General features: G+C 73.1%; 15 protein-coding genes, 1 tRNA gene and 2 pseudogenes. 11 read left to right on the top strand and 7 right to left on the bottom strand.

Annotated elements, in window-relative coordinates; translation table 11 throughout:
* Window positions 1-46 precede the first annotated feature (46 nt).
* A complete protein-coding gene (locus tag OVA14_RS02925) occupies window positions 47-1,618 on the top strand; it encodes an APC family permease (RefSeq protein ID WP_267504805.1) in 1,572 nt (523 codons plus the stop codon).
* Window positions 1,619-1,625: 7 nt separating this feature from the next.
* Here OVA14_RS02925 and radA read toward each other — a convergent pair.
* Window positions 1,626-2,988 (bottom strand): annotated as a pseudogene (gene radA, locus OVA14_RS02920) (DNA repair protein RadA).
* Between the two features lie 89 nt (window positions 2,989-3,077).
* Between radA and OVA14_RS02915 the strand changes: the two are divergent.
* The 4 genes from OVA14_RS02915 to OVA14_RS02900 all read left to right on the top strand — a co-directional run bounded on the left by OVA14_RS02915 (window position 3,078) and on the right by OVA14_RS02900 (window position 4,815).
* Complete coding sequence (locus tag OVA14_RS02915) at window positions 3,078-3,446, top strand: VOC family protein (protein WP_267504804.1); 369 nt, start codon at window positions 3,078-3,080, stop codon at window positions 3,444-3,446.
* Window positions 3,443-3,955, top strand: a complete 513-nt coding sequence (locus OVA14_RS02910) for a GNAT family N-acetyltransferase (RefSeq protein WP_267504803.1) — start codon at window positions 3,443-3,445, stop codon at window positions 3,953-3,955. The genes OVA14_RS02915 and OVA14_RS02910 overlap by 4 nt, the downstream gene beginning before the upstream one ends.
* A gap of 160 nt (window positions 3,956-4,115) precedes the next feature.
* A tRNA-Ser gene (locus tag OVA14_RS02905) sits at window positions 4,116-4,206 on the top strand.
* 51 nt (window positions 4,207-4,257) lie between these two features.
* The gene (locus OVA14_RS02900) at window positions 4,258-4,815 is read left to right on the top strand and encodes a KH domain-containing protein (protein ID WP_267504802.1); all 558 of its coding nucleotides are present in this window, start codon (window positions 4,258-4,260) and stop codon (window positions 4,813-4,815) included.
* A 1-nt stretch (window position 4,816) separates the two neighbouring features.
* On the opposite strand, the gene OVA14_RS02895 is transcribed toward OVA14_RS02900, so the two are convergent.
* Together OVA14_RS02895 and OVA14_RS02890 are read right to left on the bottom strand one after the other, a co-directional pair.
* Complete coding sequence (locus OVA14_RS02895) at window positions 4,817-5,500, bottom strand: LysR family transcriptional regulator substrate-binding protein (protein ID WP_267504801.1); 684 nt, start codon at window positions 5,498-5,500, stop codon at window positions 4,817-4,819.
* Between the two features lie 136 nt (window positions 5,501-5,636).
* Window positions 5,637-6,263, bottom strand: coding sequence for an alpha/beta hydrolase (locus tag OVA14_RS02890; RefSeq protein ID WP_267504800.1), 627 nt, complete (start codon window positions 6,261-6,263; stop codon window positions 5,637-5,639).
* A gap of 52 nt (window positions 6,264-6,315) precedes the next feature.
* On the opposite strand from OVA14_RS02890, the gene OVA14_RS02885 reads away from it, so the two are divergent.
* The 4 genes from OVA14_RS02885 to OVA14_RS02870 all read left to right on the top strand — a co-directional run bounded on the left by OVA14_RS02885 (window position 6,316) and on the right by OVA14_RS02870 (window position 10,380).
* Window positions 6,316-7,548 carry a hypothetical protein gene (locus OVA14_RS02885; protein WP_267504799.1) on the top strand — a complete coding sequence of 411 codons (1,233 nt, stop codon included), beginning with the start codon at window positions 6,316-6,318 and terminating at the stop codon, window positions 7,546-7,548.
* Window positions 7,549-7,649: 101 nt separating this feature from the next.
* The gene (locus OVA14_RS02880) at window positions 7,650-8,189 is read left to right on the top strand and encodes an NUDIX hydrolase family protein (protein ID WP_267504798.1); all 540 of its coding nucleotides are present in this window, start codon (window positions 7,650-7,652) and stop codon (window positions 8,187-8,189) included.
* Window positions 8,190-8,291: 102 nt separating this feature from the next.
* A complete protein-coding gene (locus tag OVA14_RS02875) occupies window positions 8,292-8,744 on the top strand; it encodes a hypothetical protein (RefSeq protein WP_267504797.1) in 453 nt (150 codons plus the stop codon).
* A 76-nt stretch (window positions 8,745-8,820) separates the two neighbouring features.
* Window positions 8,821-10,380: an MFS transporter gene (locus OVA14_RS02870; RefSeq protein ID WP_267504796.1), complete on the top strand. Its 1,560-nt coding sequence runs from the start codon at window positions 8,821-8,823 to the stop codon at window positions 10,378-10,380.
* Here OVA14_RS02870 and OVA14_RS02865 read toward each other — a convergent pair.
* The 4 genes and pseudogenes from OVA14_RS02865 to OVA14_RS13730 form a co-directional block, all read right to left on the bottom strand.
* On the bottom strand, window positions 10,338-10,934 hold the full coding sequence (locus OVA14_RS02865; RefSeq protein ID WP_267504795.1) for a spermidine synthase: 597 nt from the start codon (window positions 10,932-10,934) through the stop codon (window positions 10,338-10,340). The genes OVA14_RS02870 and OVA14_RS02865 overlap by 43 nt on opposite strands.
* Window positions 10,935-11,180: 246 nt before the next feature.
* Window positions 11,181-11,633, bottom strand: coding sequence for a SprT-like domain-containing protein (locus tag OVA14_RS02860; RefSeq protein WP_267504794.1), 453 nt, complete (start codon window positions 11,631-11,633; stop codon window positions 11,181-11,183).
* A gap of 43 nt (window positions 11,634-11,676) precedes the next feature.
* Window positions 11,677-12,249, bottom strand: a complete 573-nt coding sequence (locus OVA14_RS02855) for a hypothetical protein (RefSeq protein WP_267504793.1) — start codon at window positions 12,247-12,249, stop codon at window positions 11,677-11,679.
* 72 nt (window positions 12,250-12,321) lie between these two features.
* Window positions 12,322-13,153 (bottom strand): annotated as a pseudogene (locus OVA14_RS13730) (spermidine synthase).
* 274 nt (window positions 13,154-13,427) lie between these two features.
* On the opposite strand from OVA14_RS13730, the gene rpoB reads away from it, so the two are divergent.
* Both rpoB and rpoC read left to right on the top strand, forming a co-directional pair.
* Complete coding sequence (gene rpoB, locus OVA14_RS02845; RefSeq protein WP_267504792.1) at window positions 13,428-16,898, top strand: DNA-directed RNA polymerase subunit beta; 3,471 nt, start codon at window positions 13,428-13,430, stop codon at window positions 16,896-16,898.
* Between the two features lie 39 nt (window positions 16,899-16,937).
* Window positions 16,938-20,825, top strand: a complete 3,888-nt coding sequence (rpoC, locus tag OVA14_RS02840; protein WP_267504791.1) for a DNA-directed RNA polymerase subunit beta' — start codon at window positions 16,938-16,940, stop codon at window positions 20,823-20,825.
* Window positions 20,826-20,840 lie beyond the last annotated feature (15 nt).

The raw sequence follows: 20,840 nt of genomic DNA, 5'->3' as shown, positions 1-20,840 counted from the left end.
TGCGCCGCTGGAGGGCCCCGGGCGACCGGGGAGGAGGAAGGACCCCATGAGCGAGAAGACGCATGTCCTGCAGGGCAAGGGGCTCTCGGCCGGCCAGGTGGGCCTCGTCGGCGCCATCGTCATCGGCATCTCGTGCATCGCGCCCGCCTACACGCTCACCGCGGCCCTCGGGCCCACGGTGTCGGAGGTCGGCGTGCAGGTGCCCGCGATCATCCTCGTCGGCTTCATCCCGATGCTGCTCGTCGCTTTCGGCTACCGCGAGCTGAACTCGGCGATGCCCGACTCGGGCACCTCGTTCACGTGGGCATCGCGCGCCTTCGGCCCCTGGGTGGGCTGGATGGCGGGCTGGGGGCTCATCGCCGCGACGATCCTCGTGCTCTCGAACCTCGCGGGCATCGCCGTCGACTTCCTCTTCCTGCTCATCGCGCAGGTCGTCGGCGACCCCTCGATCGCCGACCTCGCCGCCGAGCCGTGGATCAACGTGCTCGTGTGCCTCAGCTTCATGGCCGGTGCGACGTTCATCTCCTACCGCGACGTGCGCACCACGCAGCGCCTGCAGTACTGGCTCGTCGCGATCCAGATCGTCGTGCTCGTCGCCTTCGCGGTCGTCGCGCTTGTGCGCGTCGCCGACGGCAGCGCCTTCGACCCCACGCCCATCGACGCCTCCTGGTTCAACCCTTTCGCCGTGAGCTCGTTCTCGGCCTTCGCCGCGGGCCTGTCGCTCTCGATCTTCATCTTCTGGGGCTGGGACGTGACGCTCACGATGAACGAGGAGACGAAGGGCTCCGCGCGCACGCCCGGGCTCGCGGCCACGTTCACGATCGTCATCATCGTGGTGCTCTACCTGCTGCTCGCGATCGCGCTGACCGCGTACGCGGGCGTCGGCGAGGGCGAGTTCGGCCTCGGCAACCCCGACATCCAGGACAACGTGTTCTTCGCGCTCGCGGGCCCAGTGCTCGGCCCGCTCGCGGTGCTCGTCTCGCTCGCCGTGCTCATGAGCTCGGCGTCGTCGCTGCAGTCGACCTTCGTGAGCCCCGCCCGCACGCTGCTCGCGATGGGCCACTACGGCGCGCTGCCCAAGCGCTTCGGCTCGGTCACCGACCGCTTCCAGTCGCCCGGCTTCGCGACCCTCGCCTCGGCGATCGTGGCGAGCGCCTTCTACGCCGTGATGCGCTTCATCAGCGAGAACGTGCTGTGGGACACCATCACGGCGCTCGGCATGATGATCTGCTTCTACTACGGCATCACGGCGTTCGCGGCGGTCTGGTACTTCCGTCGCACGTGGTTCGAGTCGTGGCGCACGGCGCTCACGCGGCTCGTCTTCCCGCTCGTCGGCGGCCTCGTGCTCGCGGTGCTGTTCTTCACGACCCTCATCGACTCGATGGATCCCGACTACGGCTCGGGCTCGTCGCTGTTCGGCGTGGGCCTCGTGTTCGTGCTCGGCATCGTCACGCTCGGCATCGGCGTGGTGCTCATGATCGTGCAGTCGATCCGGGAGCCCGCGTTCTTCCGCGGCGAGCGCATCCCCGTGGGCGCCTCGGACGGCGGCCGCGACATGGAGCTCGACACCGAGATGCTCGAGGTGCCGAAGCCCGCGGTGGGCGACAAGGCGCAGTAGGCGCGGCCTAGAAGTCGGGCACGCCCGCGGGCTCGCGCTGCGGCGCGGCCTCGCGGCGGCCCGCGCGCAGGGTCTCGGGCACGGCATGCCGCACGAGCGCGGCCCCCTCGTCGACGACGCGCGCGTAGCCCAGCCGCTTCGCCTCGGTGGCCCGGCGCTTCGCGGCGCTCGCCGCCCGGATCTCGCCCGCGAGCGAGATCTCGCCGATCGCCGCGAGCCGCGGCGGCAGGGCGACGTTTCGGGCGGCGCTCGCGATGGCGAGGGCGATGGCGAGGTCGGCGCCGGGCTCCGTGAGCCTGATGCCGCCGACGGTCGAGACGTAGACGTCCTCGGCCCCGAGCGGCATGCCAGCGTGCCGCTCGAGCACCGCGAGCACCATCGCCACGCGCGAGGAGTCGACGCCGTTCACGACGCGGCGCGGCTGGGCCGTCGAGGCCCGCACGACGAGCGCCTGCACCTCCACGGGGATCGCGCGGCGGCCCTCGAGCGCCACGGTCACGCACGTGCCGGGCAGCGGGGTCGAGGAGCGCGAGAGGAAGAGGCCCGAGGGGTCGGGCACCTCGAGGATGCCGTCGCCCGTCATCTCGAAGCAGCCCACCTCGTCGGTCGGGCCGAAGCGGTTCTTCGAGGTGCGCACGAAGCGCAGCGCGGTCTGCCGATCGCCGTCGAAGTGCGCGACGACGTCGACGAGGTGCTCGAGCACGCGCGGGCCCGCGACCGAGCCGTCCTTCGTGACGTGGCCGACGAGCAGCAGCGGCACGTCGGCGGCCTTCGCGGCGCGCGTGAGCGCCGAGGCGACGTCGCGCACCTGGCTCGGCCCGCCCGCGAGCCCGTCGTTGTCGGCGCTCGCGACGGTCTGCACCGAGTCGACGATCACGAGCTCCGGGTCGACGTCGCGGATCTGGCCGAGGATCGTGCCGAGGTCGGTCTCGCTCGCGAGGAACAGCTCGGGCTCGAGCGCGCCTGTGCGCTCTGCGCGCAGCCGCACCTGCGCGAGCGACTCCTCGCCCGAGACGTAGAGCACGCGGCGACCCGAGCGCGCGGCCGTCGCCGCGACGGCGAGCAGCAGCGTCGACTTGCCCACGCCCGGCTCGCCCGAGCACAGCACAACAGCGCCCGGCACGATGCCGCCGCCGAGCACGCGGTCGAACTCGCCGATGCCCGTGGGCCACCGCGGCGCGTCGGTCGCGGTCAGGCTCGGTGATGGGCCGCGCGGCGCGCGAGGCGGGCACCGCGGCGGCCGAGACGCGCGCGGTGGGCGCGCCCGCCTCCTCGACGGTGCCCCACTGCTGGCACTCGCCGCAGCGCCCCACCCACTTGAGGGTCGTCCACCCGCACTCGGAGCAGCGGAAACCGGGAGCCTTGGCCATGCCGGCGACGCTACCGTCGGCCGCCCACGCGCGCGGCGGGGCGCCCCGCTTCGTGGCGCATCCGCAGGCTTCCCGGCTAGCGTGACGCCATGCTCACCGTCGGCTCCATCGTGATCCGGGTCTCCGACCTCGAGCGCCAGCTGCTCTTCTGGTCGGCCGCGCTCGACTACGAGCCGCGCCTCCCGCTCGACGACGGCTTCGCGCTCCTGCGGCCGCGCGCCGGGCACGGTCCCAACGTGTCGCTCGACGCGGTGCCGAGCGAGCGGGTGCTGCCGCCGCGCGTCCACCTCGACCTCTACGCCGACGACCAGGGCGGCGAGGTCTCGCGGCTCGAGGCGCTCGGCGCCCAGCGCGTGCACTGGCCGAAGCGGCCCGACGACGCCGACTACGTGATCATGGAGGACCCCGAGGGCAACCGCTTCTGCGTCGTCGACGCCTCCCCGGGGGAGGCCGCATGACCGCCCACGTGCGCGAGGCGACGATCGACGACGCCGCGGGCATCGCGCGCGTGCGCATCGAGACGTGGCGGGCCGCTTATGCGGGGCTCGTGCCGCAGGCGATGCTGGATCGGATGGACGTGCAGCGCGAGACCGAGCGCCGCACCGAGCTGTGGCACGAGGCGCACGCGCACCCGCAGGCGCACGAGCTCGTCGCGGTCGCCGACGGCGAGGTCGTGGGCTGGGCCGCGATCGGGCCCGCGCGCGAGGAGGTCGACGGCGCGACGGGCGAGCTCTACGCCATCTACGCGCTCTCGGAGCGGTGGTCGCGCGGCGTCGGGCACGCCCTGCTCATGGAGGCCGAGCGGCGCCTCCGCGCCGACGGCCACGCCCGCGCGTACCTGTGGGTGCTCGAGGGCAACGAGCGCGCGCAGCGCTTCTACGAGCAGCACGGCTGGCTGCCGGACGGCGGCGTGAAGGTCGACGGCGAGCTCAGCGAGCGCCGTCATGTGCGCGACCTCGGCGCCTGACCGCCGCTCGCCCCCGTCCGCAGGGCCGAGCGGTGCTCCAGCGGACGACGGGTGCTGGTGCACCGGCACCGCTCGTCCGGGCGAGCACCTGTCGGCGGCGGGCGTGGGATGCCGCGCCCGGTTTGGGGCTCGGTGGGCACCTCGTGTAATGTCTCCGCTTGGTGACGTGTCCGAGCGGCCGAAGGTGCAACTCTCGAAAAGTTGTGTGGAGTAACCCTCCACCGTGGGTTCAAATCCCACCGTCACCGCCACAGGAAGCCCCGCGAGAGCGGGGCTTCCGTCGTGTCGGCGGAAGGGATGCGATGGACCCGACCCTGCTCATCGTGCTGGGCGTCGTCGCGCTCGCGGCGATCCTCGGCATCCTCGTCGCGGTCCGTCGCCCGTCTGCGGGCGCTGGTCCGGGCCGACGCACGCAGGCGCCCGTCCGGGAGCGCCGCGGCGAGATCGCCCTCACCGACCACGCGCGGCAGCGCATGGCGCAGCGCCGCGTGCAGCGGGCGCACCTGGAGCTCGTCGTGCGCAGCCCCGAGCGCGAGGCCCGCGACGACCGGCAGGGCTCGATCCGCTTGGAGCGCGACTTCGGCGACAGCACGCTGAAGGTGTGGGTGCTGCCGACGCAGGGCCCGGCGGACCGCGTGGTCGTGAAGACGACGGCGTGGAGCGTCGCGCGCACGATCCGGGTGCCGCGCGGCGAGGTGGGCGCGCTCATCGGCCGCGGCGGTTCGCATGTGCGGGCGCTCGAGCAGCGCACGGGTGCGCGCATCTCGGTGGGACGTGACGGCGCGGTGACGGTCACGGCCGACTCCCCGGAGCTCGTCGACGCCGCCGTCGAGCAGGTGCGGGCGGCGACCGGCCGCTGAGCTAGCGGCGACGGCCCTTGCCGGGCTTCCGTCCCGCGGCGGGGCGCTGCCCCTTGCCCGGCTTCTGCCCGCGCTGCGGGCCGCGAGCCTTGGCGGGCTGGCGTCGCTGCGAGGTCGGCGTCGCGGGCTCCTCGGCCTCGCGCTCCGCGCCGCGCGACGAGCGCGCGGTGCGGCCGCGCACGATCGCGGCGAGCTCCTGGTGCAGGTCGGAGTCGTCGGTGCGCCGCCAGGCGAGCGCGATGCGGGTGGGCTCGACGTCGACGACGACGCGGTGCCGCGTCTCCGGGCCGCCGAGGGCACGCGCGACCGACATCGGCACGATCGCGATCCCGGCGCCGGAGGCGACGACCTCGAGGTGCTGCGCTGCGGTCATCCCGCCGCGCTCGACGCGCGCCTCGCCCGCGAGGTCGGCGAGCGCGACATCGTCGAACGCGACGACGGGGTGGCCCTTCGGCACGACGACCACGGCGAGCTCGGCGTAGAGCGGCACCACGTGCAGGCGCTCGTCCTCGACGGGCAGCCGCACGAGCGCCGCGTCGAGCTCGCCCGCGACGAGCGCCGCCACCGCCTCGGCCTCCTCGAGCTGCACGAGCTCCATCGGGGTGCCGGGCACGCGCTCGCCCCACACCCGCATCCACTTCGCGGGCGTGACCCCGGGCACGCCGCCCAGCCGGAACCGATCCACGGCACCCATCCTGCCGCCTCCCGGCCGCCACAGGCTCCTCGCGCGGTCTCGATCCGCTGGTGCAGGGTCAGCGGCGAGCAGGCGCGACGATCCCGTCCGCGCGCCGCTGAGCCTGCGGAGGCGGAACAGCGGGGGGTCAGGCGCGGTCGAGGAAGGCGACGACGTCGGCGAGCTCCTCGGCCACGATCGCGTGCCCGCGGCGGTAGGTGCGGCGCTCCACGGCGAAGTGCGCGTCGAGCCACGGCGCCGAGCGCTCGCGCTTGTCGGCGTGGATCACCTCGTCGAGCTCGCCGATCGTCGCGAGCAGGGGGATGCGCGGCTCGCGCGCCGCGAGCTCCGCATCGCCCGGCAGCTCGCCCGCGTGCACGAACGACGAGAGGTGCGCGATCGACGCGAAGCGCTCTGGCGCGAGCCGCGCGAGCTGCACGGCCATCGCGCCGCCCTGCGAGAAGCCGAGCAGGTGGATGCGCGCGTACGGCCGCTCGAGCCCGTCGAGCCAGGCGAGCACGCCCTCGGCCGCCGAGTCGATGAGCGCGTGGTCGGTCGAGTCGACGGCGGAGAACCCGAACCACGCGAAGCCGCCGCCGTACGGGATCGGGGCGCGGAGCGATGCGACCTCGAAGCGACCGGGCAGGTGCGGCGCGAGGCCGAAGAGGTCGCCCTCGTGGCTGCCGAGCCCGTGCATCACGACCAGCAGCTCGTCGCCGGCCGAGCCGGGCGCGGCGGGCCGCCGCAGCACGGCGTCCGCGTCGATGGGGTGCATGGAGGCTCCTTCCGGGCGCCGCCCGGCGCTCCGCACACCGTAGCCTCGGAGGGTGACGAGCACCTCCGCGACGACCCGCGTGCTGCCCGCATCCCGTGGCGGCGGCGGGCGCTCGAGGGCGCCCCGGCGCGCGCCGCGGGCCCGCATCGGCCGCGTCGTCTCGCTCGACGCGGCGCGCGGCGTGCTCGTGCTCGGCACGGTCGCGTGGCTCGCGGCGCCGCGGCGCCCGTTCCCCGCTTCGCAGGGCTTCGGCGCGCTCGGCCTCGACGCGATCGCGATGCCCGCCTTCGCCGTCATCCTCGGCTGCGCGCTCGCCATGGCGCAGCACCGCGGCTGGACCTCGGGCGCGCGCGTCGCCCGGCGGGCGCTGCTGCTCGTCGCGCTCGGCCTCGCCACCGCCGCGGCCGCCGCGCTCCTCGCGGGCGCGACGACGGGCGCGACGTGGGATTCCGCCTCCGGCGCGCTCGGCGGCCTGGAGCGCACGGCCGTCGCCGGCCCGCTCGTGCAGCTCGGCGTCGCGGTCGCGGGCCTCGGCGTGCTCGCGGCGCTCGCGAGGAGCTGGAGCGCGTGGGTCTGGGCCGTCGTCGCGACGACCGCGATCGGCGCCGCGGCGCTCTGGCTCACGACCGCGCTCTGCGGCGGCCCGAGCGACGACTGCAGCCCCGCGACGCTCGTCGTCGGCGGCGTGGCGGATGCGGCCGGCGCGTCCGCGGATCCCGCGCTCGTCGCCGGCGCCACGACGGTCGTCGCGGGCCTCGGCCTCGTCGTCCCTGCCGCGGCGGGCGCCGCGCTCGTGCACGGGCTGCTGCGCGCCCGCAGCGTGACGGGCAGGCAGCGCCGCCGCGTCGTCGGCTACGCGCTGCTCGCCGCGACGCTCTTCGGCGTGCTGGGGATCCTCGCGCACTTCACGCCGACGGTGTGGGGCCAGGCGGCGCTCGAGCCGCGGACGGCGCTGTGGACGCCGCCGCTGACCCTCGCGGTCGCGGCGCTCGCGTCGGTGCTCGCCGCGGCGATGCACCCGTCGATCGACACGGACCTCCGCGGCGGCACCTCGGCGCTCGGCGCCTTCGCGGAGCCGTTCGCGGCGCTCGGGCGCTGCAGCCTGCTCGCGGTCGGCACGACCGCCGCGGCGCGGGCGCTCCTCGAGTCGCTGCCGGCGAGCCCGGTCGCGTGGTTCGCGCGCCTGGGCGACATCCCCTCGATCGTGCTCGCGCTCGTCGTCGCGGCCGGCTGGCTCCTGCTGGCGCTCGCGGCCGACCGCCGCGGCCGGCGCCTGCGCCCGTAGCGCCGCCCGCTCCCGCGCCCGCAGCGCCGCCAGCGCCAGCGGCCCCGCAGCGCGGGCGGGGCGCTCGGGGCCTCGCGGCCCGGGCCTGGCACCATGGGGCCATGGCGGTGCGCACTCCTGATCCCAATCCCGGCTGGCTCAGCGACGACGAGCTGCGCGACGCGCGCGAGCGGCTCCCGATCCTCTACGTCGAGGCGATCCCCGTGCGGCTCGACGGCATGGGCCAGGTCGAGGAGGTGGGGCTGCTGCTGCGCATGAACGCGCAGAGCGAGATGACCCGCACGATCGTCTCGGGCCGCGTCATGCGCGGCGAGCGCATCCGGGATGCGCTCTACCGCCACCTCGAGAAGGACCTGGGACCCATGGCCTTCCCGCAGCTGCCGGCGAGCCCCGTGCCCTTCCAGGTCGCGGAGTACTTCCCGCTGCCCGGCGGCGGCCTGTACACCGACGACCGGCAGCACGCCGTCTCGCTCTGCTACATCGTGCCCGTCACCGGCTCGTGCGACCCGCGGCAGGACGCCCTCGAGCTCACGTGGCTGAGCCCGGAGGCCGCGGCGTCGGAGCTCGTGCTGTCGGAGATGGAGGGCGGCCGCGGCAGCCTCGTGCGCGCGGCGCTCGCGCACCTCGGCGCCCTGCGCTGAGGCGCGGGCGACCCTGCGCCGCGGCGCCGCGGCGCCCCGCGACCCGGGTGCGGGCGATCCGGCGCCCAGGCGGCCGCGCCGCGCCCCGCCTAGGCTGGCGGCATGAGCGCGAGCTACCAGGTGACCCTCGAGTGGGGCGTCCCCGCGATGCGCGTCGCCACGGCCGACGTGCTGGTGATCGCGGACGCCGACCGCGGCCCGGAGGCGGCGGAGCTCGAGTCGCGCGCTCCGCGCACGCCGCTCGTGCTGGGCGCGACCCTGCGGAACGCGGCGGAGGTCGCGCGAGCGGCGATGGACGAGCAGGAGCGGCGGGGCGAGCGCGCGTCGATCGCGATCGTCGCGGCGGGCGACCGCTGGCCCGACGGCTCGCTGCGGCCCTCGACGGCCGACCTGCTCGTGGCCGGCCGCGTCGTCGACGCGCTCGCCGATGTCGGCATCGACTTCCACAGCCCCGCGTGCGCGGCCGCGTGCGCCGCGGCGACGGCGCTCCGCGGCGCGACCGACAGCCTCGTGGCCGCGGAGGCCGCGGCGCGCGCTGCCGACGACTCCCGCTAGCCCGGCGCCGCGCCGGCCTCCCCGAGCGCGCATCCGACCCCTGGCCCGTGTCACCGGCCGTGGCTATGGTTCGTCCATGAGCCAGGAGCACCCGGGCGCGCAGCCCTCCGACGCGGTCGCGGGCGCGACCGCAGTGCCCGCCGACGGCTGGCGCACCTTCCTGCACATCCTCATCAACACGGCGACGGCCAACCTCACGACGAGCTTCCTCTGGTTCGCGCTGACCTTCTGGGTCTACCTCGAGACCGAGAGCATCCTGGCCACGGGCATCATCGGCGGCGCCTACATGCTCTTCGTCGCCTTCGGCAGCATCCTCTTCGGCACGATCGTCGACCACCACCGCAAGCTGCGGGTCATGCTGCTCTCGAGCACGCTGACGCTCGCGGCGTTCGCGTCGGCGGGCGGCATGTACCTGCTGCTGCCGGAGCGGTCGCTGCTCGACCTCGGGGCGCCGTGGTTCTGGCTGTTCACCGTCGTCATCCTCGCGGGGGCGGTCATCGAGCACATGCGCAACATCGCGCTCTCGACCACCGTCACGATGCTCGTGCCCGACGCGCAGCACGCCAACGCCAACGGGCTCGTGGGCACGGTGCAGGGCCTCGCCTTCATCGTCACGAGCGTGCTCTCGGGCTTCGCGATCGGCTTCGTCGGCATGGGCTGGACCATCGCGATCGCCGTGGCGCTCACCCTCGGCACGCTGCTGCACCTGCTCACGCTCCGGTTCCCGGAGGATCGCGCGGCCGCGACGCGCGAGGAGGGCGAGAGCGCGGTCGACCTGCGCGGCTCGATCCGCGCGGTCATGGCCGTCGGCGGCCTCTTCGCGCTCATCGTCTTCTCCACCTTCAACAACCTCATCGGCGGCGTCTACATGGCGCTCATGGACCCGTACGGACTCGAGCTGTTCTCGGTGCAGGCCTGGGGCATCGTCTTCGGCGTCGCCTCGACGGGCTTCATCGTCGGCGGTCTCGTGATCGCCAGGTTCGGCCTCGGCAGGCGGCCGATGCGCACGATGCTGCTCGTCGTGGCGCTCATGGGCCTCCTCGGCGCGCTCTTCACGATCCGCGAGTGGTGGCTGCTCTACGCCGCCGGCATCTGGCTCTACCTCTGCCTCGTGCCCGCGGTCGAGGCGGCCGAGCAGACGGTCATCCAGCGCGTCGTGCCGCTGCAGCGGCAGGGGCGCGTGTTCGGCTTCGCGATGGCCTTCGAGTCGGCCGCGGCACCGATCACGGCCTTCCTCATCGCCCCGATCGCCGAGTTCTGGATCGTGCCGTGGTCGCGCACCGACGAGGGCGCGGCCGCGCTCGAGCCGCTGCTCGGCACGGGCGAGATGCGCGGCGTCGCGCTCGTCTTCCTCGTCGCGGGCCTCGTGATGGTCGCGGCGTCGCTGCTCGCGTTCCTCACGCCCGCCTACCGGCGCATCAGCGCCTCGTACGCGGGCTCCGCCCCGCTGCCCGACGCGGACGCGGAGGGCGCGGCCGACGGCGGTGCGCTGCCGGCGGGCCACGACGTGCCGCAGGCCGGCCACGAGGTGCCGCAGGTCAGCCCGATCGACGCGGGCATCCGGGGGCCTTCGCTCCGTGGAGCAGGGGAGCCTCAGCCGAGCAGCGAGGCCGGCAGCGACGAGCCGCCGAGGTAGGCCGAGCGCACCGGCTCGGGCGAGCCGACGGCCGTCGCGTCCGTGACGACCGCGGGCGTCGTGTCGGCGACGAACGGCGCGAGCCGGGGCCAGCCGAGGGCCGCCGCCGGCGGCGGGCCGGTGCGCACCCGCTCGCGGATCGCGTCGACGGGGATGGGCGCATCGCTCGCGACGAGCACGACGTTGCTGTGGCGCGCGCCGGCGAGCGTCGAGCCCGTCGTGATCGCGGCCACGTCGGCGAACACCGAGCGCAGGGTGGCGAGCTGCGCGCGCAGGAACGCGAGCGGCGGCCCGTCGGCCGAGTTCACGACGAGCGTGCCGCCCGGCAGGAGCGCGGCGCGGGCGGCGGCGAAGCACTCGACGCTCGTGAACGGCGGCGGCACGCGGCCGGCCGCGAAGACGTCGACCGCGACGAGGCCGACGGGGGAGGGGGCGGTCTCGAGGGCCGCCCGGCCGTCGCCGACCTCCACCGCGATCGAGGCGGGCGGCGGGGCGGCCTCCGCCACGAGGCTCGACGAGCGCGGGCTCGAGCTCGACCACGCGCTGGCGCGCATCGGGCCGGGCGTCGGCGATCGCCCGCGGCAGCGCGAGCGCGCCGCCGCCGAGGTGCAGCGCGCTCGGCGCGTGCGTGCTCGCGAGCGCCTCGAGCGCGGCCGCGAGCATCCAGCGGTGCGAGGCGTGGCGCGGGGGCGCGCCGGGCGCGCCCAGGTGCGACTGCTCGATGCCGTCGATGACGAGCACGAGGCCGTGCGCGTCGGGCTCGAGGCTCGCGACGAGCCCGTCCGAGAGCGTCCGCGTGGTCATGCCGCGCGGCGCTCCCAGCGCACCTCGACGACCCGGGCGGCGCCCTTCGAGCAGGGCCGGCACGCGTAGCGGCCGCGCGGGGCGCGGAAGCGCACGTGCTCGTGGCCGCCGGGGCAGCGGCCCACCCAGCCCGCGCGCTCGGCGGCGATCTCGCCCTGGTGGGTGCGCCCGCCGACGTAGCCGAGCTCGCGGGCGGTGCGCAGCCAGCGCGCGCCGTGGCCCTCGCCCGGCCCGACGATCGCGTGGGCCACCTCGTGCAGCAGGGTCTGGTGCACCTCGTCGTCGTCCCAGCGCTCCGCGAGGTGCCGCGAGACCGTGATGCGCCGCGCGCCGAAGTCCGTAAGGCCCGCGCGCTTCGCTGCGCGGTCGAAGCCGAACGACCACGAGTCGTCGAGGTGCAGGCGGATGAGGGCCTCGGCCCACCGCCGCACCCGGTCCAGCTCCGCCATGACGTCCCTCCGACCGACCAGGATGCCACCTGCCGGCGATGCCTCAGCGGCCGCCCCAGAGCGGGTGGCTCGCGCGCGCCTCCGGGCGCCCCGCCCGCAGCGCCTCGGTCTGGGCGCGGTCGGTCGCGACGAGCAGCGCGACCTCGGCGGCCTCCAGCTGCTCGGCGGGCAGCTCGGCCTCGCGGCAGAGCTCGACCGCCACGGTGAAGTCGACGCACGCCTCGTGCCAGCCGCCGAGGGCGAAGTGCACGGTGCCGCGCTGCTGCAGCGCGTGCGCCCACAGCTCGACCCAGTCGTTCGCCCGCGCCTCGGCGACGATCGCGGTGCAGTCGCGCAGCGCGGCCTGGAGGTCGCCGCGCGTCTGCACGACGGAGGCGCGCAGCAGCCGGGCCTCGGCGACGCGGTCCCGGGAGCCTGTCGCGCGCGCGAGCACGACGGCCTCGGTCGCGGCCGCGAGGGCCTCGTCGAGCCTGCCGAGGCTCTCGAGCAGCCAGGCGCGCTCGGAGGTGGCGGCGAGCGACCGCTCCCTGCCCAGCTGCCGCAGGCGCCGCGCCGCTGAGGCGACGTCGACCGCGTTGCGGAGCGCGGTCTGGTCGTAGCCGATCGACTCGCTCATGCAGGGCATCGTCCCGCATCGCGTGGCCTACGCGCGGCGCAACGCCGCGTCGGGGCCTCGCGGACGGGCGGCTCAGCCGAAGATGCCCCGGCTCGGCGCCGGGCTCGGCGTCGCGCCGGCGTCGCGCGCGGGCAGCGCGCCGCCGAGGAAGCGCGTGAGGCTCCGCGCCGTGCATGACCTTGCCCGGCAGCGGGTCGCGGCGCAGCGCGCGCCCGATCGCCTCGACGTCGGGCAGCGCGGCGCCCGCGACGGCGACGACGTTGCCGAAGCGGCGGCCCTTGAGCATCCCCGGGTCGGCGACCGCGGCGACGGCGCCGTGCACCTCGGCCAGCGCCGCGAGCTGGCGGCGCACGAACTGCAGGGTGCGGTCGTCGGCGACGTTCACGACCACGACGCCGTGCGGCGCGAGCAGCTCCCGCACGAGCTCGTGGAACTCGACGGTCGTCACGTGCGCGGGCGTCTGCGAGCCCGAGAAGACGTCGACGACCACGAGGTCGACGGCGCCGCGGAGCCCGCCCGGCAGCCTCGGCAGCTGCTCGCGCGCGTCGCCGTACCGCACCCGCACGCTCGCGCCGCGGGGGAGCGGAGCGACCTCCCGCACGAGCTCGACGAGCGCGGGCTCGAGCTCGATCACCTGCTGGCGCGAGCCCGGCCGCGTCGCGTCGACGTAGCGCGGGATCGTGAGCGCGCCGGCCCCGAGGTGCACGGCCGTGAGGGGTCCGGGCGGCAGCGCGTCGACGACGTGGCCGATCTGCTGCACGTACTCGTAGACGAGCAGCTGCGGCCGCTCCGGGTCGACGTGCGACTGCGGCGTGCCGTCGACCACGAGCTGCCAGCCGCCGTCGGACGCGTGGCGCATCTCGGCGATCATGCCGGAGCCGAGCCGCCGGGTGGGGGTGCTCATGCCTCCATCCTGGCCCAGCGGGCGGCCCCGCTCAGCGGGTGCCGGCGCGGGATACCACCGGGCGGGGACGGGATGCGAGCCGACACGCCGGATCGACTGGACACGCGGCGCCACGGGGCGTAACGTAGGCGGTTGCGCTCATAGACATCCCCTCTGCCTTCATATTGCGGTCGGCGCGCGCCCGGACAGGGCGCTCCAGGGTGTTGACGAGTCTCTCACCGACGACACGATCCCGGGAAGACCCGCAACCCTTCCCGGCCCGGAGGTATCTGCCTTGGCTGAACTGAGCCCCAAGTCCGGTCGGAACGCGAGCCGACTGAGTTTCGCGCGCATCACGGACACCCTGACCGTCCCCGACCTGCTGGCCCTCCAGACCGAGAGCTTCGAGTGGCTCATCGGCGACGAGGCCTGGCGGAGCCGCCTCGACGAGGCGCAGACGGCCGGTCGCGACGACGTCCCGGCGCAGTCGGGCCTCGAGGAGATCTTCGAGGAGATCTCGCCCATCGAGGACCTGAGCGAGAAGATGCAGCTCTCCTTCTCGGAGCCCGTGCTCGACGTCCCGAAGTACACGATCGACGAGTGCAAGGAGCGCGGCAAGACCTACGCCGCGCCGCTGTACGTCTCGGCCGAGTTCATGAACCACGAGACGGGCGAGATCAAGTCGCAGACCGTCTTCATGGGCGACTTCCCGCTCATGACCGAGAAGGGCACGTTCATCGTGAACGGCACCGAGCGCGTCGTCGTGTCGCAGCTCGTGCGCAGCCCCGGCGTCTACTTCGAGCGGACCCCCGAGAAGAACTCCGACAAGGACGTCTACTCGGCCCGCGTCATCCCGAGCCGCGGCGCCTGGCTCGAGTTCGAGATCGACAAGCGCGACGCCGTCGGCGTGCGCATCGACCGCAAGCGCAAGCAGTCGGTCACCGTCTTCCTCAAGGCGCTCGGCATGACGAGCGAGGACATCGCGCAGGAGTTCGCCGGCTACGAGTCGATCCTCGCGACGCTCGAGAAGGACGCGCCGATGACGAAGGAGGACGCCCTCCGCGACATCTACCGCAAGCTGCGTCCGGGCGAGCAGGTCGCTGCTGAGGCCGCCCGCGCGCTCCTCGACAACTTCTACTTCAACCCGAAGCGCTACGACCTCGCGAAGGTCGGCCGCTACAAGATCAACCGCAAGCTCGGCATCGACGTCCCGATGTCCGACTCGGTGCTCTCGGTCGAGGACATCGTCGCGACGATCAAGTACCTGGTCGCCCTCCACGCCGAGGAGACCACGCTGCCGGGCATCCGCAAGGGCGAGGCCGTCGACATCCGCCTGGACGTCGACGACATCGACCACTTCGGCAACCGCCGCATCCGCGCCGTCGGCGAGCTCATCCAGAACCAGGTCCGCACGGGCCTGGCGCGCATGGAGCGCGTCGTGCGCGAGCGCATGTCCACGCAGGACATCGAGGCGATCACCCCGCAGACCCTGATCAACGTGCGCCCCGTGAGCGCCGCGATCAAGGAGTTCTTCGGCACCTCGCAGCTCTCGCAGTTCATGGACCAGAACAACCCGCTCGCGGGCCTGACCCACAAGCGCCGCCTCTCGGCGCTCGGCCCCGGCGGCCTGAGCCGCGAGCGCGCGGGCGTCGAGGTGCGCGACGTGCACCCCTCGCACTACGGCCGCATGTGCCCGATCGAGACCCCTGAGGGCCCGAACATCGGCCTCATCGGCTCGCTCGCGACCTTCGCGCGCATCAACTCCTTCGGCTTCATCGAGACGCCGTACCGCCGGGTCGAGAACGGCGTCGTCAGCGACGTCATCGACTACCTGACGGCCTCGGAGGAGGACGACTTCGTCGTCGCGCACGCCAACAACCGCCTCGACGCGAAGCGCCGCTTCGTCGAGGACCGCGTCGTGGCGCGCTCGAAGGGCGAGGAGGTCGAGCTCGTCTCGCCCTCGGCCGTCAACTACATGGACGTGTCGCCGCGCCAGATGGTGTCGGTCGCCACGAGCCTCATCCCGTTCCTCGAGCACGACGACGCGAACCGCGCCCTCATGGGTGCGAACATGCAGCGCCAGGCGGTGCCGCTCGTCCGCAGCCAGGCGCCGTTCGTCGGCACCGGCATGGAGGGCTTCGCGGCCATCGACTCGGGCGACGTCATCACGGCCGAGAAGGCCGGCGTCGTGGCGGAGGTCTCGGCCGACGTCGTGTCGATCCAGCTCGACGAGGGCGGCACGCAGCAGTACTTCCTGCGCAAGTTCGACCGCTCGAACCAGGGCACGTCGTACAACCACCGCGTCATCGTCTCGGCGGGCGACCGCATCGAGGCGGGCGAGGTCATCGCCGACGGCCCCGCGACCGACCAGGGCGAGCTCGCGCTCGGCAAGAACCTGCTCGTCGCGTTCATGCCGTGGGAGGGCCACAACTACGAGGACGCGATGATCCTCAGCCAGAACCTCGTGAAGGACGACGTGCTCTCGTCGATCCACATCGAGGAGTACGAGATCGACGCGCGCGACACCAAGCTCGGCAAGGAGGAGATCACCCGCGACCTCCCCAACGTCGGCCAGGACCTGCTCGCCGACCTCGACGAGCGCGGCATCATCCGCATCGGTGCTGAGGTCGTCCCCGGCGACATCCTCGTCGGCAAGGTCACGCCCAAGGGCGAGACCGAGCTCTCGGCCGAGGAGCGCCTGCTCCGCGCGATCTTCAACGAGAAGAGCCGCGAGGTGCGCGACACGTCGCTCAAGGTCCCCCACGGCGAGCAGGGCACCGTCATCGCGGTGAAGCAGTTCCGCGCGGAGGACGGCGACGACGAGCTCGGCTCGGGCGTCCACGAGAAGGTCGTGGTCTACATCGCGCAGAAGCGCAAGATCACCGAGGGCGACAAGCTCGCGGGCCGCCACGGCAACAAGGGCGTCATCGCGAAGATCCTGCCCGAGGAGGACATGCCCTTCCTCGCCGACGGCACGCCCGTCGACATCGTCCTGAACCCGCTCGGCATCCCGAAGCGCATGAACTTCGGCCAGGTGCTCGAGACGCACCTCGGCTGGATCGCGAAGACGGGCTGGAAGGTCGAGGGCACGCCGGAGTGGGCCGAGGGCCTCGACCCGCGCACGCTCGAGGCGCCCGCCGACACGAAGGTCGCGACCCCCGTGTTCGACGGCGCCACCGAGGAGGCCATCATCGGCCTGCTCGACTCGACGCTGCCGACGCGCGACGGCGACCGCCTCATCGACGGCACGGGCAAGGCGAACCTCTTCGACGGCCGCTCGGGAGAGCCGTACCCGTACCCGATCTCGGTCGGCTACATGTACATCCTGAAGCTCCACCACCTCGTCGACGACAAGATCCACGCGCGCTCGACGGGCCCCTACTCGATGATCACGCAGCAGCCCCTGGGTGGTAAGGCCCAGTTCGGCGGCCAGCGCTTCGGCGAGATGGAGGTGTGGGCGCTCGAGGCCTATGGCGCGGCGTACACGCTCCAGGAGCTCCTCACCATCAAGTCGGACGACATCGTCGGCCGCGTGAAGGTGTACGAGGCGATCGTCAAGGGCGAGAACATCCAGGAGCCCGGCATCCCCGAGTCCTTCAAGGTGCTCATGAAGGAGATGCAGTCGCTCTGCCTGAACGTCGAGGTGCTCAACGCCGCCGGCGACGTCGTCACCCTGCGCGACGACGAGGACGAGGCACTGCGCACGGCCGAGGAGCTCGGCATCAACATCTCCCGGCCCGAGCTCTCGTCGATCGACGAGATCTGATCCGGCCGCAGCTAGAGAATCTTCAGAAGAGGGAACACATTGATCGACGCAACCACGTTCGATGAGCTGCGGATCGGCCTCGCGACGGCCGAGGACATCCGCGCCTGGTCCTACGGCGAGGTGAAGAAGCCGGAGACCATCAACTACCGCACCCTGAAGCCGGAGAAGGACGGCCTGTTCGGCGAGCAGATCTTCGGCCCGTCGCGCGACTGGGAGTGCGCGTGCGGCAAGTACAAGCGCGTGCGCTTCAAGGGCATCGTCTGCGAGCGCTGCGGCGTCGAGGTCACGAAGTCGTCGGTGCGCCGCGAGCGCATGGGCCACATCGAGCTCGCCGCCCCCGTCACGCACATCTGGTACTTCAAGGGCGTGCCGAGCCGCCTCGGCTACCTCCTGGACATGGCGCCGAAGGACCTCGAGAAGGTCATCTACTTCGCCGCGTACATGGTCATCCGGGTCGACGCCGACGCGCGCCACGAGCGCCTGCCCCAGCTGGAGCAGGAGCTGCGCCTGCGCACGAGCGAGATCGAGAAGCGTCGCGACGCCGACATCGCCGAGCGCCTCGCGCAGCTCGAGAAGGACGTCGCCGAGCTCGAGGCCGAGGGCGCCAAGGCCGACCAGAAGCGCAAGGTGAAGGACGCGGGCGAGCGCGAGATGGCGCACATCCGCAAGGTCGCCGACGACGAGATCGCGCACAGCGAGCGCGTCTTCGACGACTTCCGCACCCTGAAGGTCGGCGACCTCAAGGCGGAGGACGCGGTCTACCACGACCTCGTCGACCTCTACGGCGAGTTCTTCGACGGCCACATGGGCGCCGAGGCGATCAAGCTGCGCCTCGAGGCCTTCGACCTGGCCGCCGAGTCCGACCTGCTGCACCAGCAGATCGCCGAGGGCAAGGGCCAGCGCAAGATCCGCGCGATCAAGCGCCTCAAGGTCGTCAACTCGTTCCTGCAGACGGGCAACAGCCCGGCCGCGATGGTCCTCGACGTCGTCCCGGTGATCCCGCCGGAGCTGCGCCCGATGGTCCAGCTCGACGGCGGCCGCTTCGCGACCTCCGACCTGAACGACCTCTACCGCCGCGTCATCAACCGCAACAACCGCCTGCGTCGCCTGCTCGACCTCGGTGCTCCCGAGATCATCGTGAACAACGAGAAGCGCATGCTGCAGGAGGCGGTCGACGCCCTGTTCGACAACGGCCGCCGAGGCCGTCCCGTCACGGGCACCGGCAACCGCGCGCTGAAGTCGCTCTCGGACATGCTGAAGGGCAAGCAGGGCCGGTTCCGCCAGAACCTGCTCGGCAAGCGCGTCGACTACTCGGGCCGCTCGGTCATCGTCGTCGGCCCGCAGCTCCAGCTGCACCAGTGCGGCCTGCCGAAGCAGATGGCGCTCGAGCTGTTCAAGCCGTTCGTCATCAAGCGCCTCATCGACCTGGGCCACTCGCAGAACATCAAGCACGCGAAGCGCATGGTCGAGCGGTCGAAGCCGCAGGTGTGGGACGTGCTCGAGGAGATCATCCGCGAGCGCCCCGTGCTGCTGAACCGCGCGCCCACCCTGCACCGCCTCGGCATCCAGGCCTTCGAGCCGCTGCTCGTCGAGGGCAAGGCCATCCAGCTGCACCCGCTCGTCTGCTCGGCGTTCAACGCCGACTTCGACGGCGACCAGATGGCGGTCCACCTGCCGCTGTCGGTCGAGGCGCAGGCCGAGGCCCGCGTGCTCATGCTCGCGTCGAACAACATCCTGAAGCCGTCGGACGGCCGTCCGGTGACGCTCCCCACGCACGAGATCGTCTCGGGCCTCCACCACCTGACGTCGGTGAAGACCGGCGTCGCGGGCGAGGGCCGCGCGTTCTCGTCGGTCGCCGAGGCGATCATGGCGATGGACCAGGGCTCGCTCGACCTCTGCGCCACGGTGCGCATCCGCCTGCAGGACGTCGTGCTCCCCGAGGGCGACGCCCCCGAGGGCCACGTCGCCGGCGAGCCGGTGCTGCTCGAGACCACGCTCGGCCGCGCGCTCTTCAACGAGCTCCTGCCCGCGGACTTCCCGTTCGTGCAGCAGGTCGCGACCAAGCCGGTCATCTCGCAGATCGTGAACGCGCTCGCCGAGGGCTACCCGAAGACGGTCGTCGCGGCGACGCTCGACAGGATCAAGGACGCCGGCTTCCACTGGGCCACGCGCTCGGGCATCTCGGTCGCGCTCTCCGACGTCATCACGCCGGCGCGCAAGGACGAGATCGTGCAGGCGGCCGAGGCCTCGGCCCGCAAGGTCGACGACAAGTTCTCGAAGGGCCTCATCACGGCCGCGGAGCGCCGCTCGGACCTCACCGAGCTGTGGACCAAGGCCACGAACGAGGTGCAGAAGGCGACGCAGGAGGCGTTCGACGAGGGCAACTCGATCTACCGCATGGTCACCGCGGGCGCGAACGGCAACTGGATCCAGGTCCGCAACATCACCGGCATGCGCGGCCTCGTGACGAACCCGAAGGGCGAGGTCATCCCCCGTCCCATCATCTCGTCGTACCGCGAGGGCCTCACGGTGGCGGAGTACTTCATCGCCACCCACGGCGCGCGCAAGGGCTCGGCCGACACCGCGCTCCGCACGGCGGACTCGGGCTACCTGACGCGTCGTCTCGTCGACGTCTCGCAGGACGTCATCATCCGCGAGGACGACTGCGGCACCGAGCGCGGCCTCGAGACCCCCATCGCGGAGGTCATCGACGGCCAGCTCACCCTGCACGAGAACGTCGAGTCGGCGGTCTACGCCCGCAACCTCGCGACGGACGTCGTGGCGGCGGACGGCACGGTGCTCGCGACCGGCGGCTCCGACATCGGCGACCGCGAGATCCGCGCGTTCATCGAGGCGGGCGTCGAGTCCGTCAAGGTGCGCTCGGTGCTCACGTGCGAGTCGGCGGTCGGCGTCTGCGCCCACTGCTACGGCCGCTCGCTCGCGACCGGCAAGCTCGTCGACATCGGCGAGGCGGTGGGCATCATCGCCGCCCAGTCGATCGGCGAGCCCGGCACGCAGCTCACGATGCGCACGTTCCACACGGGTGGTTCGGTCGGCGCGAGCGACATCACGCAGGGTCTGCCCCGCGTGACGGAGCTCTTCGAGGCCCGCACCCCGAAGAACGCCTCCCCGATCGCCGAGGCCGCCGGCCGCGTGCGCATCGAGGAGGACGAGAAGTCGAAGCGCATCGTGCTCACGCCCGACAACGGCGACGAGGAGTTCACCTACCAGGTGCTGCGCCGCGCCACGCTCGAGGTCGCCGACGGCGACCGGGTCGAGCAGGGCCAGCAGCTCCAGGTCGGCTCGGTCGACCCCAAGGAGGTGCTGCGCGTGCGCGGCGTCCGCGAGGTCCAGAAGCACCTCGTCTCGGGCGTCCAGGACGTGTACCGCTCGCAGGGCGTGCCGATCCACGACAAGCACATCGAGGTCATCGTGCGGCAGATGCTGCGCAAGGTCACGGTCGTCGACCACGGCGAGACGGACCTGCTGCCCGGTGAGCTCGTGGACCGCTCGCGCTACAACGAGCTGAACCGCGCCGCGCTGACCGAGGGCCGCAAGACCGCCTCGGCCCGCCAGGAGGTCATGGGCATCACGAAGGCGTCGCTCGCGACGGAGTCGTGGCTCTCGGCTGCCTCGTTCCAGGAGACGACGAAGGTGCTCACGGAGGCCGCCCTGGGCGGCAAGCGCGACCCGCTGCTCGGTCTCAAGGAGAACGTCATCATCGGCAAGCTCATCCCCGCGGGCACCGGCCTGTCGCGCTACCGCGACGTCACGGTCGAGGCCACGGAGGAGGCGAAGGCGGAGCGCTACCCGAACCGCCTGTTCGCCGACGCCGGCGGCGTGGACGAGTCCGACCTCTCGTACCTGGACTTCGACGCCTTCACGGGCGGCGAGTACGGCAGCGAGGAGCCCGGTCAGTACGTCTGATCGCGCTGACGACAG

Source organism: Agrococcus sp. SL85 (assembly GCF_026625845.1).
Taxonomy (GTDB): domain Bacteria; phylum Actinomycetota; class Actinomycetes; order Actinomycetales; family Microbacteriaceae; genus Agrococcus.
The sequence above is the reverse complement of the archived record's forward strand: the minus strand, read 5'-3'. Positions and strand labels throughout refer to the sequence as shown.

Bases quoted from the DNA above. Each gene is read 5' to 3' on its own strand.
- OVA14_RS02910 (WP_267504803.1), top strand. From the start codon at position 3,443: ATGACCGCCCACGTGCGCGAGGCGACGATCGACGACGCCGCGGGCATC.
- OVA14_RS02860 (WP_267504794.1), bottom strand. From the start codon at position 11,633: ATGGCGGAGCTGGACCGGGTGCGGCGGTGGGCCGAGGCCCTCATCCGC.
- OVA14_RS02890 (WP_267504800.1), bottom strand. From the start codon at position 6,263: ATGCACCCCATCGACGCGGACGCCGTGCTGCGGCGGCCCGCCGCGCCC.
- OVA14_RS02900 (WP_267504802.1), top strand. From the start codon at position 4,258: ATGGACCCGACCCTGCTCATCGTGCTGGGCGTCGTCGCGCTCGCGGCG.
- OVA14_RS02880 (WP_267504798.1), top strand. From the start codon at position 7,650: ATGGCGGTGCGCACTCCTGATCCCAATCCCGGCTGGCTCAGCGACGAC.
- OVA14_RS02875 (WP_267504797.1), top strand. From the start codon at position 8,292: ATGAGCGCGAGCTACCAGGTGACCCTCGAGTGGGGCGTCCCCGCGATG.
- OVA14_RS02870 (WP_267504796.1), top strand. From the start codon at position 8,821: ATGAGCCAGGAGCACCCGGGCGCGCAGCCCTCCGACGCGGTCGCGGGC.
- OVA14_RS02925 (WP_267504805.1), top strand. From the start codon at position 47: ATGAGCGAGAAGACGCATGTCCTGCAGGGCAAGGGGCTCTCGGCCGGC.
- OVA14_RS02865 (WP_267504795.1), bottom strand. From the start codon at position 10,934: ATGCGCGCCAGCGCGTGGTCGAGCTCGAGCCCGCGCTCGTCGAGCCTC.
- OVA14_RS02855 (WP_267504793.1), bottom strand. From the start codon at position 12,249: ATGAGCGAGTCGATCGGCTACGACCAGACCGCGCTCCGCAACGCGGTC.
- OVA14_RS02915 (WP_267504804.1), top strand. From the start codon at position 3,078: ATGCTCACCGTCGGCTCCATCGTGATCCGGGTCTCCGACCTCGAGCGC.